The 16,392-nt window shown below is 46.7% G+C and carries 8 protein-coding genes, 1 tRNA gene and 1 pseudogene; 8 read left to right on the top strand and 2 right to left on the bottom strand.

Annotated features, from left to right (window positions below):
• Positions 1-266 precede the first annotated feature (266 nt).
• The 6 genes and pseudogenes from JMJ16_RS30260 (at position 267) to JMJ16_RS30240 (ending at position 11,627) form a co-directional block, all read left to right on the top strand.
• Positions 267-3,002 (top strand): TnsA endonuclease N-terminal domain-containing protein, encoded by a 2,736-nt coding sequence (locus JMJ16_RS30260; RefSeq protein WP_201387640.1) that lies wholly within the window; start codon positions 267-269, stop codon positions 3,000-3,002.
• Complete coding sequence (locus JMJ16_RS30255) at positions 3,002-4,219, top strand: AAA family ATPase (RefSeq protein WP_201387638.1); 1,218 nt, start codon at positions 3,002-3,004, stop codon at positions 4,217-4,219. Before JMJ16_RS30260 ends, JMJ16_RS30255 begins: the two co-directional genes overlap by 1 nt.
• Positions 4,216-4,716, top strand: a pseudogene (locus JMJ16_RS57340) (TniQ family protein); the annotation flags it as partial. The gene JMJ16_RS30255 and the pseudogene JMJ16_RS57340, both read left to right, overlap by 4 nt.
• A gap of 54 nt (positions 4,717-4,770) precedes the next feature.
• Positions 4,771-6,903 (top strand): TniQ family protein, encoded by a 2,133-nt coding sequence (locus tag JMJ16_RS30250; RefSeq protein WP_236601743.1) that lies wholly within the window; start codon positions 4,771-4,773, stop codon positions 6,901-6,903.
• Positions 6,904-7,555: 652 nt separating this feature from the next.
• Positions 7,556-10,081, top strand: coding sequence for a nuclease-related domain-containing DEAD/DEAH box helicase (locus tag JMJ16_RS30245; protein ID WP_201387634.1), 2,526 nt, complete (start codon positions 7,556-7,558; stop codon positions 10,079-10,081).
• Positions 10,082-10,340: 259 nt separating this feature from the next.
• A complete protein-coding gene (locus JMJ16_RS30240; RefSeq protein ID WP_201387632.1) occupies positions 10,341-11,627 on the top strand; it encodes a HEPN domain-containing protein in 1,287 nt (428 codons plus the stop codon).
• Positions 11,628-12,051: 424 nt separating this feature from the next.
• On the opposite strand, the gene JMJ16_RS30235 is transcribed toward JMJ16_RS30240, so the two are convergent.
• Together JMJ16_RS30235 and JMJ16_RS30230 are read right to left on the bottom strand one after the other, a co-directional pair.
• Positions 12,052-12,147 (bottom strand) — tRNA-Sec (locus JMJ16_RS30235).
• Between the two features lie 44 nt (positions 12,148-12,191).
• Complete coding sequence (locus JMJ16_RS30230) at positions 12,192-12,848, bottom strand: HAD family phosphatase (RefSeq protein WP_201387630.1); 657 nt, start codon at positions 12,846-12,848, stop codon at positions 12,192-12,194.
• 419 nt (positions 12,849-13,267) lie between these two features.
• On the opposite strand from JMJ16_RS30230, the gene JMJ16_RS30225 reads away from it, so the two are divergent.
• Together JMJ16_RS30225 and JMJ16_RS30220 are read left to right on the top strand one after the other, a co-directional pair.
• Positions 13,268-14,629 carry a phenylacetate--CoA ligase family protein gene (locus JMJ16_RS30225; RefSeq protein WP_201387628.1) on the top strand — a complete coding sequence of 454 codons (1,362 nt, stop codon included), beginning with the start codon at positions 13,268-13,270 and terminating at the stop codon, positions 14,627-14,629.
• Positions 14,630-14,857: 228 nt separating this feature from the next.
• Positions 14,858-16,366, top strand: a complete 1,509-nt coding sequence (locus JMJ16_RS30220) for a MiaB/RimO family radical SAM methylthiotransferase (protein ID WP_201387626.1) — start codon at positions 14,858-14,860, stop codon at positions 16,364-16,366.
• The last annotated feature ends 26 nt before the right edge of the window (positions 16,367-16,392 follow it).

Raw genomic sequence — 16,392 nt, 5'->3', positions numbered from 1 at the left:
GGCACCAGACAATATTCGTTTATAAGCATGTTACTGCTTTCATTAGTATTTCTTTATTACTACCCTCTTTGGGCTTCTTTCTCATAAAATGGAATGCCTCATCAAGGGTAGACTGATTTCCAGTCACTATTATCTAAAACAATAGCCTTTCCTGAAGCTAAATATAAACAACGAGGTATTAGATATTGATGATGAAGGGAAATTGCATCACAGGAAGGCAACTCCAAGATTGCTTTAAATTTTTCTAGTGAGAAGATGAGGTTATTATGCTTACAGATCATGAACTCTCACAACTCTGTAAACATCTCGGTTTTTCTGAGAAGGCTATAGCTGTTATTAAGTACATTCGTTCTTCAGATCCATCCCGCCGCGTAAGGAGTGCTAGTGGTAATGTTAGTGGCGGTTATTCTAGTCATAAAATGGGTTTCACCATTCAGTTTGAGAGTCACAAGAATGAGCTGCCATATATCCACCAAACTGAACACAATGCAGATGTTCTGGAATATTACGATCAACCCCCTTTTATCAAGCTGAGTTATACTCTTCAAAAAGGGGAACGTGCAGGAAGACAGGTAGCATTCAATTATACCCCTGATTTCTTCTTGATAAAAAAAGATTCTGTAGGGTGGGTCGAATGCAAAATGGAGGAAGAATTACTGAAGCTAGCAGAAGAGCATCCAGAACGCTATTTGCGAGATGAAGATGGACAGTGGCGCTGTCCTCCAGGAGAGGAATACGCTAAACAATTTGGTTTCTTTTTTCAGGTAGTCTCCTCGGCCTCAATTAATATAATTTATAGCCGCAATATCGTGTACTTGGAGGACTATCTTCGAGATGGAAATTGTTCAGCTAACCAAAGGGCTGCAACACGGATATTGAGTCTCGTTGCAGAAGAGCCTGGCATAACGGTTGAGGAACTGAGGCAACGAGCAGACCAGGCGAGTAGCGATGATATCAATATTTTGATTGCAAAGGAATTGCTTTACTTTGATCTCTATTCAGCCCCATTGGCAGATCAAAAAAATGCTCACCTCTACTGCGATAAGGAAACCGCTGATGCATACTCAATTATGCTTGAACAACCCTTCTGTCCTCCCAATAGGGATACCAACGCCATAGTTGTTGCCCCAGAAACAACAGTTCTATGGGATAACAAGCCATGGACTATTGTCAATATCGGGGAAAGCAAAATCACTTTAATTTCAGAAGACGAGAAACAATCTGTCACTGAACTTCGCCTAGAAAGGTTTTATAACCTTATCGCTCATGGCTCCTTTACTGGTTTGAAGAATAATGTGCAAGATGCACTAGATGTTGAAAAAGTCAGGGAACTCTTTACAGGTGCAAGGCGCGAGGATTTTAAAGTGGCAAATTACCGACAAGCAATAGTAATGTCTGTTTTGCGCAAAGAGAGCTCGGCAGGTGATTTTAAAGAAACGGAACGCACTGTCTGGGGCTGGGTAGGTTCATACAGAAAAGCGCTAAATCTGTATGGTAACGGTTATGTAGGCTTGCTTCCCAAAACGAAAGGGCGGGGCAACCGTACTTCCCGAGTACGGGACGATACGCTAAAACTTATTAGGGAGTTCATAGAAAATGATTATCAAAGCTTGAAGCAAGAGAATAAAGCTACCGTCTACGGTAAGTTTCTGGATAAATGTGAAGCAGAGCATGTACCAGAAGCATCATACAAATTTTTCATCGGTGAGATAAATAAATATTCTGCCTATGAGGAAACAAAGAAACGTAAGGGTCGGAAAGCAGCTAACAATCTAAAGCCTTGGTTCTGGGATTTAGAGTGGTCAACGCCACGTCATGGGGATCGTCCATGGGAAATAGGACATATAGATCATACTCAGCTTGAAATAGAATTGATTCATTCACAAACAAAGAAAAATTTAGGGCGTCCTTGGGTGACATTCCTCACAGATGCCTACTCTCGCCGTATCCTAGCAATGTTTATAACGTTCGATAAACCAAGTTATCGTTCTTGTATGATGACTTTGCGCGAGTGCGTGCGCAAACATAATCGTTTACCCCAAATAGTGGTGTGTGATGGTGGTTCCGATTTTAGGAGCATATACTTTGAAACACTGCTAGCGCGTTATGAATGTACACGTAAGACCAGGCCTTGGAGCGAACCGAGATTTGGCTCCACTTGTGAGCGACTGTTTGGAACAGTACATACTCAATTTATCCATAACCTTACCGGAAACACACAAATTATGAAGAATGTTCGGCAAGTGTCGAAAAGTGTGAATCCGAAGGAACTTGCTGTATGGACTCTTGAGAGCTTTTATGATCTTTTGTGTCAATGGTGCTATAACTACTACGATATGCAAGAACATCCTGCGCTCGGCCAGACTCCACGAGAAGCTTACAGTTCAGGGCTTGTTATGCATGGGGCGAGAGCTAACACACACATCCCCTATGATGAAGATTTCATTATGTTTACGCTTCCTACAACGCCTCGAGGAAATGCAAAGGTTCAGCCAAATAGTGGAATAAAGATCAGAAATATCTTCTATTGGGCCAAGGCGTTTCAAGATCCTGAAGTTGAAAACATATTAGTTCCGATCCGCTATGATCCCTTCGACGCAAGTATCGCTTACGCATATGTAAAAGGTAGATGGGTACATTGCGTTTCTGATTTTCGTCAGGACTTCAAGGGACGATCAGAACGAGAGATACAATTGGCCTCTAAAGAGTTACATCAGCGCAATAGACGACACGGACAACAATTCAATATCACTCAAAAGCAATTAGCAGTCTTTTTGAGGACAGCAGATGCTCAAGAAGAAATATTAATGCAGAGACTACACGACTCCGAAGTTAAGAGCGTATTGGGAACGATTAACAGTGGCCAAATTTATGAAGACACGGATAAAGTCCCCCATAATTTAGTACAAGGGCTTAACGATAATCACTCTATACCTAATCTGGAAACAAAGACGAGCTCACAAAGAAGCGAAAGAAATTTAAAGATGTATGAGGATTACTAATGGATACACAATCAAAGACTTTTCCGCGCGAGTTGCTTTTACGTTCCAAAAAGGAGCGTTTTGATTATTTCAAGGATAAGGTTATAGGACATGATCGCCTGCTGGAGGTAGATAAGAAACTACTTCATGCTATTCGTTATCCTGTCGGCAAATCACTTATTCTCGTTTACGGTCCTACAGGCGTAGGGAAAACGACACTACGTACTCGTATCGAGCAAAAATTGCTTGAGTTAGAAATGGAGGCCATGCAGAAAGATCCTGGATATTTGCCCATAGTAAGTATGGAAGCTATTGCGGCATCAAGGAGCTACGACTGGAAAGAGCATTTCACCCGTGCTCTGGTTGCAGCCAATGAGCCATTAATAGATTATAAGATTGACTATGAGGCACGCAAATCATCTCAAGGAAGAGATCTTGTGAAGCCAACAACCCGTTCAGAATTAGTCTTGCGTAGGTCATTGGAATCATGTTTACGTCATCGCCGTACAAAAGTATTCATCATCGACGAAGCGCAGCACTTAAATAAAGTCAGAAGTGGGCACCGGCTCCTTGATCAGATGGATATTATCAAATCGCTCGCCGAAACAACAAATACAATACATGTGTTAATCGGAACTTATGAATTACTCAGTCTGACCAGTTTAAGTGCCCAACTGTGTCGACGTGGTGATGAAATTCACTTTTCTCGATATCATAATCATGATGATACCGATAAAGATGCTTTTGCTAGTGTATTAGAAACCTTCCAACGGTATCTACCACTCGCTCAAACTCCAGATTTACTTAGCTTTGAGGATTTTTTCTACGAGAAGACATTTGGATGTATTGGCGTACTAAAGGCACTCTTAAACAGTGCATTGGCAATGGCGCTTGAAAAGGACGAAGACACAATTACAGAGAAGATGCTCCGAGAATGTGCTTTGCCAGCTCGTGATTTGATACAAATGAGCCGCGAGATTGTAGAGGGAGAAGGAGTCTTGAGGGAAACTAATGAGCAGATAGCCGAGCTACATATGTTTTTGACAGATGCACCAAATCAGTCCAAAAGTAGAGGAAAGACGAGCAGGGACGATATCAGCACACAAACAAACCCGGCTAGTAAGCAAAAACAAGATAATACTTGTGGTGCATCACAACCAACTCCTAACAGAGTGAAGAGAGGCCGAATACCTGGAGAACGTAATGCGAAACGGGATAAGGTTGGTGTAAAAAAATGACAGTAGAAGTTTATGACTCAACGGGTACAAATACAGCGTCCATCCCACCACGGAGTCGCCTATATCACCTAGATCCTATTGGAATAGGTACTCCATTTGTAGAGAGCCTGACAAGTTACATTGTCAGGCTCTCAGAAGCACATCTTGTAACTACACGAAAGCTCTTTATCGAGGAAATTGCCCCCAATCTCTCACGTGCCTACTTCAATCACCTCCGGCAAAAAGATAACGCTGTCTCTAGTTTCTGGCAGAAAACACCAACATTGAATGGACTTAATAGTTGGACAAGCGATTGGATTCAAGTGGTTGAAACGTTAACGGGAGATAGTAATCTTCGCAACCTCACTATGTTGACCTGGTGTGAAATATTATCCCCTAAGGACTTGATTCGTCGTAGTAGAGCCTGGTGTCCATATTGCTATGAAGATTGGCGTGTTACAGGACTTCCAATCTACGATCCGCTTCTTTGGTCACTACATGTAATAACTGAATGTCCTCTACATAACAATACACTACAACAAGTATGTCCTTCCCCTCAATGCAAAAGAGGTATGGCATTTCTTGAATCAGAGAGTATTCCTGGACACTGCTCGCATTGTGGTATCTGGTTAGGCCTATCAAAAGACGCAGAAGCAACGCCAACTAGCGCAAACGATAGCGTTATGTTCTTCTGGAAGAAGTGGGCTGCCAAAACGGTGGGGGAAATGCTTGCTGTCACTCCCACACTATCTCATCACCTGAAGAAGGAAGACTTCACGCAGAATTTAGCAAAGTATATAGAGTTAACATTGCAAGGAAATACAACACATTTAGCGAGACAATTGCAGCTAGATCGTTCCACAATAAAGGACTGGGAAAAGGGAAAGCAAAGACCACAGCTTACATCTCTGCTTAAACTTTGCAACCACTTGGGAATATCACTAGTTAGTCTTTTAACGGAAGAAAAAATAGCCTTTAATAGCCATCTATACATACCAATTCCAATAAAACCTTCTAATAAGAAAAATGTGATTTATAGTCCTATAGATGACGATTTATTGCGGCAGGAGCTAGAAAATGAATTAGCTTCCAACGGTATTCCTCGATCCAAAGAGCAAATTATGAAAGGTCTAGGCTATAATCCGTATACTGCATCACAACATTTCCCAGAGCTATGCAGAAAAATCACTGAACGTTATCAAGTTTACCAAAAAAGTAGGCATAAAGAAAATATACAAAACATGATAAACGATGTTCGGCAAGCAACATACAGAGTTCATGAGCAAGGTGAGTATCCCAGCACTATACGTATAAGTCAGTTTATGCAAAAGCCAAAGTCTATACGTCTGTTAGAAGTTAATGCGGCTTGGCACGAAGTGCTTCAAGAGTTAGGATGGGAAGAGAAAACCCCAATTACAAAGGGCCCGATTCACATTGACGCTGATGCAAACATCGGCACCGGGAAAAATTATGAGGCAGACAGAAAATCGATGGATCCCCAAAAAGTAATTGAGGTTATACTGAGAGAATCAGACGCTCAAAATAGTAATACAAATCTTGCTCAAATCCCCCTCTTGGAACCTATAGGTCTAGGAACATTCTACACAGAAAGTTTTACTAGCTACTTTGCTAGATTAGCCAATGCTCACAAAATGAATGTAAGAGACTTCATTATTCAACTAGTGATACCTACGGCTGAGAGGTTATATCTTCTAAGCCGTAACAATGATTACAGCTTAGCTAATCTCTGGAGAGATTCTGCAAGTTTGAACAGTACACACGCTTCTTTAAATGAGTGGTTTCGAGCTCTAGAATGCATAGGCATCAATCACAATCTAAATCCTTTAACTATGATGCCGTGGGGAGATGTATTAGCACAAAAGGAACTTATGCGCCATAATCGCACCTGGTGTCCATTATGCTTAGACCAATGGAGGAAAGAAGGGAAAACCTTATTTGAACCGCTCTTTTGGATGTTAGAAGCAATTTCTATATGCCCTATCCATCTTCGCCGTTTAGAGGTTCAGTGCCCCCATCAGGACTGTCAGAAACGTCTATCCGTATTAGCTCCTACAAGTCGCCCTGGCTATTGTTCTGAGTGCGACCAACCACTTTACATGCCCTCTTTAGTAGAGAGAGATACTTCGGTAGAAGATAATATGATATGGCACCAATGGGTCGCGAAATCTACAGGTGAAATGATAGCAACTGCGCCCAACTTGTTAATGAAACCAAGTAAAGAAAAAATTGCTGCAAATGTAATGGCCTGTGTAAACCAAGTAACCGGAGGTAATGTATTTGAACTATCACGTAAAGTTAATATAAATGCGTCAAATATATACAGTTGGAAATCTGGCCGCTTTATTGGTCATAGCCTACTTTTACAGCTTTGCTTTAGTTTGGATATTTCTCCAGTTCAGTTTTTAACCGAAGAAACTATCACTATCAATCCTGCTCGTATCAAGGCTTTAGTTACAGATAATCCACCCGCAAGAAATTGGGTAGTGTACAACAAAAACTCAATTAGAGAAAAGTTAGAGGCAGAAATTGCCAATACTGGCCCTGCTCGTCCGCTGAAAGATATCGCCAAAGATTTAGGCTATCATCATCCAACATCGCTATCTCGTCCATTTCCAGAATTATGTCAGGCTATTGTTATGAAATATAGAAATTATCAAAAAACACATCCTAAGAGGCTAAAATAGCTAAGCTTCGATCATTAGGCCAAAGGGTTGCTGCATATAAAAAATTTCTATGATAGGAAAGGCAAATTGAGGGATCCCTCGCCATAAGCCCTAAAATATGTAATAAGGCAAGGTTTAATGCCTCATTACCGGACAGTAAATTACTCGTTAACAGGTTCATGTCAGCCATTGTGCGCCCACGACCTTTGAACAAATCGTGACCGATTTTATCCGTGAATACGTCATCCAGGTAGGCCAAATCCCATTGATAGAAACAACTAGGCAGGAAGTGGAATTCCCCTTTGCCAACCCTCTCCTGGCAACAAAACTGGATCGCCTTTCATGAGGCACGAGTGAGTTTTCGCATTGTAAGCGCATTTGTGAACCTCAGTCTTCTCAAGAAACAGCCGCTTTAGATGCCTCTCAATTCACCCGTACCATACTTCTTTCAAATCCACCTCTCCTGGGAGGGACCCCTTTCTCATGCCTATCGCTTCCTGGGAACACAGTCCACTCCCACAAAGGCATGCTGCCACTACACTCCTGTATCTCATCCGGAAATATGCTCCCCTTCGCGCTATATCCCACTTGTAAAAAAGTCCCGGATCGGGCATGATATTCTTCAAGAAATTTAAATGTATACGATATGCACTAGAAAGCAGACCTATACACTATGGCAAGGATGATACCCTCACAAGGCCCAAAGAGCAATGACAGCTACCGGGCAGAGCCAACGATGTACCAGGCACTCAAAGAGCAGCTTCCAGACACATTCACCGTCATCCATAGCCTGCCCTGGCTGACCAGTACCGTCAAAATGGCTTTTCAAGGGCCAGCTATTACAGGGGAAATTGATTTTCTTATTTTACATCCTGATCTCGGCATATTGGCAATAGAAGCGAAAGGAGGCGTTGTACGCTATGATGAAGGACAATTTGTACTCCGCGATGGAACACGCATAGATCCTATATACCAAGTGCGTAAAAATGTTCACTCGCTCTCGCGCCTCATTTTCGCACGTGGAGGCCCCGCCTTACGCGTCGGATATGCGCTCGCGTTCCCCGAGAGCAGCATGCAAGGGAAACTTCTCCCACCTGCCCTGCAAGATATGACCGATAGCCATGCGGAAACAATCTGCATTGACTATCATGATCTCCCGGCCATTCGTGAACGCATTGAAGCGATCATGGCCTTTTGGAAACGGCATGGAGTCACCTGGGGCATTGGGGCATCAACCATTGAAGAGGTCGTCAAACTCATCTGCCCGGTGGAGGACTATTCCCTCCCCTGGCAGGAACGGATAAAGAGGGACAGTCAATGGCTCCTACTTACCAAGAACCAGGCCAAACTCTCTGAGCGTATTGCCCAAAAGCAGCACGCCGTGCTTACCGGGAGGAGTGGAACGGGGAAAACGTTACTGGCAAACATCCGTGCCCATGCTCTTGCGTCTCAAGGGAAACGCGTCCTCTACCTTATGTACAATTCTCAGCTCGCAGCGACAACCAGGCAGCATTTAGCTGGCACCGACGTGCAAATAGAGACCTTCCACTCCCTCTGCCGGAAAGCGTGTACCCTTTTAAACATGCCTATCGATCCCCCGGACCAGACATGGTTTCAAGAAGGCGGCCCAACGGCATTGCGAGAAGCCATTCGGGCTGGGTTGTTTCCAGACATGGGTGCCTTGATTATTGATGAGGCGCAAGTCTTTGCACCGGAATGGCTAGCGGATCTCTGCGGCTGGTTCCGAGAACAATCCATTCTACTGTGTTGCGACGAAACCCAAGTCTTTTCGTATGAAAAACATACCAAACTCCAGCAAATGCTCCAGATCGTAGGCGTCACAAATCCCCTTATCCTTACAGAAAATGTTCGCTCGCCTCGGGCGATTTTTGAGCGTTTAGAAACAGCGTTGCCAGCCGATTACACCCAATTCTCTCCCCGTTCAGAAGACCCAGACGCATTTGTTGAGTTGACTGTGCATAATCCCCTCACAGTGTTACAACAGACGATCCAGCAGCTGCATGATGACGGAATTCCACCAGAGGATATCATGCTACTCTATGCATCGGAAAAGCCTCAACTCGAACCTCACCTCTACCTCATGGTAGATACCATCACATCCATTTTCCGAAGCCGAGGCCTTGAAGCCCCTGTCGTCATTGTGTGGCTCTCGACGCGTGCCGATGATATTCCTCTTCTTTGCGCCTTCTCACGAGCAACCAGTAGATGCATCGTAATATACAATATTGCTACCTTTCTACAACCAGGCCTCTCACCGCTCTACCAACAAATCATAAGCGAACGGGGATTCCAAGCCGCTATAGACGATCGGTATAGCAAATCGCTCGAAGCACAAAAGATCCTCTCGACCCCTCAGTTGTACTGGTCTTCTCGATGGCAGGGGTGGATTCTCACCTACAGTCAGGAGGAAAAACATAGGGCATCGAAAACCCTAGAACGAGATTTATGGATAGCGTATATCAAAGCGACGGCGTCTCACCCGCTCTATGTTGGCATTCTTAGCGCCTATAGTACACTCCATGTGTATACGCCAGCGCAAATCCCAGGGAATGACGTCGACGCAAGGATCAGCTTTCAATGGTGTGAGAAAGAAGAGCAGTGGAGCCGTTTTGCCTGGAGGTCTCGAAAATCCCCGCAACTGTGCTTGGACTGTTTGAAGTTGGAGTTTGAACAAACGGAAAATTTCTCCGAAACAGCCACCCTCTACATCCAGACGGCACGGGCGCTCCAGATGGGAAAACCACTCCCGATAGCATCAATACCGGTACTGCTTCTACAAAAATGGATGCAACTCACACCAAGAGAGAATTTCTTTATTGCCTGTCACACACACAACCTGGAACCGACAGAGGTATATCCCCTCTGCAAGCTTTTTGTTGGACTCACGATTGCCGCAAAAGCAGTGGGAGACATATTCACGACAGAAGAAATTTTTCAAGAAGCCCTTCGCCTCCCCGGAGCATCGGCAAAGGCACGAGAATGGAATAAATATGTCAAGTTAGCCCTCTCCAAATGGAGAGACATCACATGGCTAGAGCAACTTGAGAAAGGGAAATACCGGCGTGCCGTTCTGCCCCCCTTTAACCCCGATCAACAACAAATGTGGGAAGAGAAACAAAAGCGAGAGGCAGGTAAAACCAATAGCAATGAGATCGATGTGAACAAGATTTCCTTCTAGCATGCTCATTGGCGTCCCTGGTTCACCGCCTGATCAATCAGGCGGTGAACCAGGGACGCCAAGACATCTCTTTTCTGCTACTGAAATTTCCGCAGCAATGAAGGCCCATTGACAATCATCTCTAAGGAACGCAGGCAATCGCAAGCAAAAGCATAGGATGAAGTCTTTACTCGGGTTATATCCTCTATGCTATACTTCTGAAGAACTACGACCGTGTTTCGCATAAAGCGAGCACGAAGAAAGTCGGGGTAACCAACTTATGGCTCATAATAATGAATTTAAACAAGCATGCGAGGCATGGCTGAAAGCAGCTTTGTCTCTCCTAAATAATAAACCAGTGCCTCTTACTCAAGATCTGCAAGTAACTTTTATACCTGACGGATGGAAGACACAAGGTAGTCTCAAACCAGACTATCAAATGTTATATGTGAGGTATGAAGAAGCTCTTCTCAATCTTCGAGAAGTCGATGCTCTCACCAATAGTATCGTCAAGTTACCTCCTCCTCAAGCGTCTTTTGATTTTATTGGTACTATTGAACAAGTAGACTCTAATCCTGATGGATTAAAGAAATGGCTTATAGGGCTCTATCTCAACAAATTCCTCGTGGTTTATCTGAATTCCAACAACGCTTTTACCTTCATACCAGCAGAGTTCGAACGGATATACCAGAAACTGGAGTATTATCTCTACAACAATGGCCCATTTGCCGCTCTTTGGCTCATTGATTTTAGCGATCTCATGCTAGAGATAGATAAGCTCATCCTTGGGGACGGTATTTATCTCCGTCAGACCACAGAGGCAGAAAAAGAGCATGTCATCAAAGGGAGCAGTGCCTCAATTAATGCCCTACGTCCTATAGAAGTACCCAAGGCTTTTCTTGAAATACATCATGATATTAATAAGTTCGCCTTTCCGGATCAGCAAATGGCCACACATATAGGTCAAGCAGTGTTATTAGCTCTGCGACTTATAAAAGCAACGCCTATTGGTATAGGGAAATACCAATGGGGAATACCTGATCAACCATTTTGGCCTTTTCAAGGCCATCCTCTTTTAGATCAAATCTCTAACCTGATGTTTCACTCTTCTAATTTTCAACACCATCCAACTGTAGCGGGCGATCGATATATCTTCACGCAAGAAGATGCTCAGATTCTGCCAAAATTGTTTAGAAAAGCGAGAAAAGCGCTTGCCAATAGTAAGCTCAGGACAGCAATAACCAGGTTTGAAGATTCCTATTCCAAGACAAAAATGGAAGATAAGCTTATTGATTATTGGACGGCTTTAGAAGCATTGTTCTTTTTAGAGGACGAGTTCCAGGATATGGGTAAGTCTCTCGCGCTTGCCGCATCCTACTATCTAGGGCAAAATAGCATGGAGCGCACGACAATTTATAACGACCTTACTCGCTCCCATACGCTGCGATCACACTACATACACGGTGAAAGAAAGAAAGCAAAGCACCCACTGGATGAAATGGTAGCCAAAACAGGGAGTTATTTGAGAAGTGCTTTATACAAGCGCATTGAAGAGAACGAAAATTGAGGATACAATCATGTCGTGAGAGTAAAAGTGCATTTGAATACAGAAACAAAGATCTTACAATGAAAGTCAAGGCCAAAACCTCCCCATCACCTCATCTATTTATTCTGAGTTCTTAATAGATAGCACTCTAAATAGATAGCACTCTAAACATAACTCCCACAAAATAAATTGCTCCAAGAGGCTTAAATAGTACTGTAGCTCTATAAAAGACACATTTGTATAAGAACTACTATAAGTATTTGATCGAGGAAGCTCACCTTACCGAAAAGGTAGCAGCCAGCAAAAAAGTATTCGTTTTAGCGCATTGTACTTCAAAAAATTGGAGGCATAAAATTGCAGAAAAAAATGGAGGCGTAAAATTGCAGTAGCTGAAATTTTATGGGTCCAATAACAAAATGACAGAATTGTCATCCCAAAAGCGAGGCAGAGGCGTATGAGAGTCGAACTCACCGGGGACCGCGCCGAGCGACCCCCCAGCCGTTTTGAAGACGGTGAGACCCACCGGGGCCCCTACGCCTCCTCGTCGGTGGATATGTGCTATTGTGCCACTCGACAAGGTGCCTGTCAAGCCAGGGCGCGGATACGCTGGAGGGTGACTTCGGTGAGGTCTTTGACCACGAGATTGGCGGCGCGCAGTCCGGAGAGGTCACGCTCGCCAGCTACGGCGATGGAGCGCATACCGCCGGCGCGTGCGGCCTCGATTCCGGCAACGGCATCCTCGATGACTAGGCAGCGCGTGGGCGCGACACCTAGAGAATCGGCGGCCTTGAGGAAAACGTCGGGGGCAGGCTTGCCGCGCGCAACCTCTTCACCCGAGACCAGGGCGTTGAGATAGCGCTCAAGGCCAAGGACCTCACCGATCAGGGCGATATTTTCGCGGGGCGTGGAGGAGGCGAGGGCCTGGGGATAGCCCGCCTTGTGAAGAGCGGCAAGCAGTTCTTCCGCGCCAGGAAGGAAGGCGATGGTACGGCGGGCATAGTCGCGGAAGTAGGCCTCTTTGCGGTCGGCCAGTTCTTTGATGCGCTCAGGGGTGGCCTCGCCGACCATGGTGGGGATGATGGCGTCATTGCGCCAGCCGAAGGTGGACCAGAACTGCTCATCGCTATAGGAGATGTTCAAGTCCTGCGCCAGGCGATACCAGGCTTTGCGATGGGAGTCGGCACTGTCAATAATTACGCCGTCAAGATCCCAGATTACGGCACGGACGATTGCTTCTGTCATAGAAATATGTGCTCCAGTAATGGATGTTTTAGCTGAAGAATAAATGAGCTTTTCTTCATCATATCATATTAGTCAGGGGTTTCCAGTTTTTGCCTCGGCTCGCTACGCTCGCCTCGGGGGAAGGGGATGTGGATGGCAACGGCGAAGCCGTTGCCATCCACATCCCCTTCCCCTGAGCGCCGTTGGCGCGAAGGCTCTCCGCGAAGGGAAGGTACCGAGAAATAGACGTATCCCACTGCGTCATGCTAGAATAAATGGCATATTATAGAAGGAAAAAAAATTTTCCAGCTTCTATCTCAATATCTCAACGGTGCGGGCGAGGTAGAAGGGGAACATTTGGGCTCGTATGCTAAGCTATTTCTACCATAAAGAAAGCTATCGCGTTGAAATAGATAATATGTGACCCGGAGGGATTATTGATGAATTTGCGTAGATTCTTTCAGGAAGAGATAGAGACCCTTCCTAAAGAGAAGCTGAAAGCACTACAGCTACAGCGTTTGCAGGCAATGGTAGAGCGCGTCTACCACCAGAATTCTTTCTACCGCAAGCTCTATGATGAAGCGGGGGTCAAGCCTTCGGATATTCAGTCATTGGAAGATATTCGCAAGCTGCCATTCCTGGAGAAGAAGAGCGTGCGCGGGGCCTACCCCTATGGGATGGCGCTAGCTCCCATTGGCGGCGAGAATGGCGCAGTAGAGGTTCATGCAACCAGTGGCACAACGGGCAAGAGTGTGCCGGTCTTCGCGACGATGAAGGATATTGAGAACTGGGCGGACTTGAACGCACGCGAGCTATGGATGACGGGTCTGCGGCCAGGCGATGTTTTTATGAATAGCTATGGCTATGGGTTGCCCACGGGCGGCTTTGGCTTCCATTATGGCGCGATGAAGATGGGCGTGATGGTCATTCCCATGGGTTCGGATGCCCGCCAGTACGAGCGCTTTATCGATTTTATTTTTGACTTTGGCGTGGCTGGCATGTGTATGACGCCCTCGGTTGGACTCTACGTCGGCAATAAGGCGCGCGAGATGGGGATTGACTTCAAGAAGAGCAAGCTGAAAGTTGGTCTCTTTGGCGCGGAGCCATGGCCCTGGGAGACACGCCTCAAGCTGGAAGAGTATTTCGGTATTACGGCCTACGATGAGTTTGGCATGACTGAGTTTCTGGGGCCGGGCATGACCTGTGAATGCGAGACACGCGATGGCATGCACGCCTGGGCGGACGCCTTCCTGGTGGAATGCATCAATCCCGAGACGGGTGAGCCTGTGGGCGAGGGCGAAGAGGGCGAGCTTGTCTGGACCTGGCTCAATGCCGATGGTACGGCGATGCTACGCTATCGTAGCCGCGATCTCTCACGCGTCTGGTGGGAGGAGCGCTGCGCCTGTGGACGTACACATCCGAAGATCGCAGCCATTAAGGGGCGCACGGACGATGCCGTGCCCATTCGCGGCCTGATCGTCTTCCCCAGCCAGATCGAGGCGGCGTTGCTGCGTTTCCCCGAGACGGGCGCGAATTTCCGCATCATCGTCGATAAGCGCAACGGCCTGGATACCTTCGATCTGAAGGTGGAGGTCAAAGAGAACTCTATGCTGGAGAGCGAAGAGTTTGTGAAGCAGCTCCAGAAGCAGATGGCCGAGGCGGTCAAGTCCGTCACAGGCAACACGCCGCATGTTCACCTGGTGCCAGCCGATAGCCTGCCACGCGCCACAGGTGGCGAGTCCAAGACCGCCAGCGCGCGCGTCGAGGATCGACGCAACCTGCAAGCGATCGAACAGAAGTAAGGCGAAGAGTAAAGAGAAGGGGGCGGACCCGCTGATTAGCGGGTCCGCCCCCTTTATATGCTTTCTGTGAGAATGAAATGATCCTTTCGTCTATGGGGACAAACAAGCTTGCTAGACAAAGCTTCAGCAACGCTGTATAATACCGTCTCTAGAGAAGGGTGTGCAAGGGTATTTTTGTGATCAATATGATCAATGACTAGCAATCACGCTCGAAGAGAGGCATGTTAGATGACCACGACAACTATCCCACGCGGGAAATATCACATTTGGACGGTTGGCTGTCAGATGAATCAGGCCGACTCGCAGCGTATTCAGACGATGCTGGAGGGGATGGGCTGGGAAGAGGCAAATATGGATCAGGCGAATCTCGTGGTCCTCAATACTTGTAGCGTACGTAAGGCTCCCGAGGAGAAGGCTCACAACCAGCTCGCGCTGCTCAAATACGCCAAGGAGAAGCGCGACGATTTGCTGGTAGCACTCATGGGCTGCATGATTGGCAATCAGAAGACCATTGATGAACTGAGCAAGCGCTATCCACATATTGACCTTTTCATGAAGGTTGAGCAGGCTGACATTCTGCCACGCTTCCTGGAGGAGCGTTGGACCCCTATCTCTGGCGCTGGCTGCCTCGATATTGAGTTCATGCCAAATGAAGAGGCGCTCTCTGAGCAGGCGCAGCGTCTTACCACACTGCCGAATGAGCCACAGACACCGACCTTCGCCACCTCTTTTTCGCGCTCGGGGAAACGTACCGTGCTACCGATGGCAATTACGCCCAAGCCCGGCGAGCGCATCGCACATTATCCTACGAAGATTGAGCCAAAGAAGGCCAGTCCGACCGCATGGTTGCCTATTGTGCTGGGCTGTAACAAGGTGTGTACCTACTGTATAGTACCGTACCGCCGTGGACGCGAGCGCAGCCGTCCCATAGATGAGTTGATGATAGAGGCTCGCCTGCTGGTGGAGAAGGGGGCAAAAGAGGTCACGCTACTGGGACAGACCATTGAATCCTATGGCCTGGACCTGGCAAATCAGCCAAACCTGGCGGACCTGATGACAAGCTTGAGCGAGATCGATGGCCTGGACCGCATTCGCTTTATGACCTCCTATCCGCGCTATATGACGGATAGCATGATCGAGCGTATGGCCAGCCTGCCCAAGGTCTGCGAACACCTCAATATTCCAGTCCAGGCTGGCCATAACGATACGCTGAAGCGCATGAAACGCGGCTATAGCATCGAGGAATACTACGAGAAGATCGACCGCGTCCGTGAGCTCTGGCCGAATATATCGCTCTCGACAGATGTCATTGTTGGCTTCTGCGGCGAGACCGATGAAGAGTTTCAGACGACCCTGGACATGATTGAGCGCGTACGCTTTGATGTTGTACACGTCGCCGCCTACTCAGTACGCCCGGGAACAGTCGCGGCACGCTGGGAGGATGATATTCCCCTGGCGGAGAAGAAGCGCCGCTTGCACGCGGTGGAAGAGGTCCAGAGCAAAATCGCCCTGGCGATCAATCAGCAGTACCTGGACAGGACCGAAGAGGTACTGGTCGAAGAAAGCAATGAGACCCATGGACGCCAGCAGTGGAAGGGACGCAACCGGGCCAACAAGCTCGTCTTCTTCCCACAACCTGAGGAGGGGCAGCAGCCCATCCAGATTGGCGATCTCGTCAATGTGCGTATTGAACGGACCACACCCTGGTCCCTTCAAGGTTGCGCTGTTGAGGTATAATTAGCAATTTAAATAGCAAATTCACA

This window comes from Ktedonobacter sp. SOSP1-52, from assembly GCF_016587395.1.
Note: the sequence above shows the minus strand (reverse complement) of the source record. Positions and strands in the feature narration are given on the sequence as shown.

Coding starts and splice junctions, on each gene's coding strand:
- JMJ16_RS30260 (WP_201387640.1), top strand. CDS start 267: ATGCTTACAGATCATGAACTCTCACAACTCTGTAAACATCTCGGTTTT.
- JMJ16_RS30255 (WP_201387638.1), top strand. CDS start 3,002: ATGGATACACAATCAAAGACTTTTCCGCGCGAGTTGCTTTTACGTTCC.
- JMJ16_RS30250 (WP_236601743.1), top strand. CDS start 4,771: ATGGCATTTCTTGAATCAGAGAGTATTCCTGGACACTGCTCGCATTGT.
- JMJ16_RS30245 (WP_201387634.1), top strand. CDS start 7,556: ATGGCAAGGATGATACCCTCACAAGGCCCAAAGAGCAATGACAGCTAC.
- JMJ16_RS30240 (WP_201387632.1), top strand. CDS start 10,341: ATGGCTCATAATAATGAATTTAAACAAGCATGCGAGGCATGGCTGAAA.
- JMJ16_RS30230 (WP_201387630.1), bottom strand. CDS start 12,848: ATGACAGAAGCAATCGTCCGTGCCGTAATCTGGGATCTTGACGGCGTA.
- JMJ16_RS30225 (WP_201387628.1), top strand. CDS start 13,268: ATGAATTTGCGTAGATTCTTTCAGGAAGAGATAGAGACCCTTCCTAAA.
- JMJ16_RS30220 (WP_201387626.1), top strand. CDS start 14,858: ATGACCACGACAACTATCCCACGCGGGAAATATCACATTTGGACGGTT.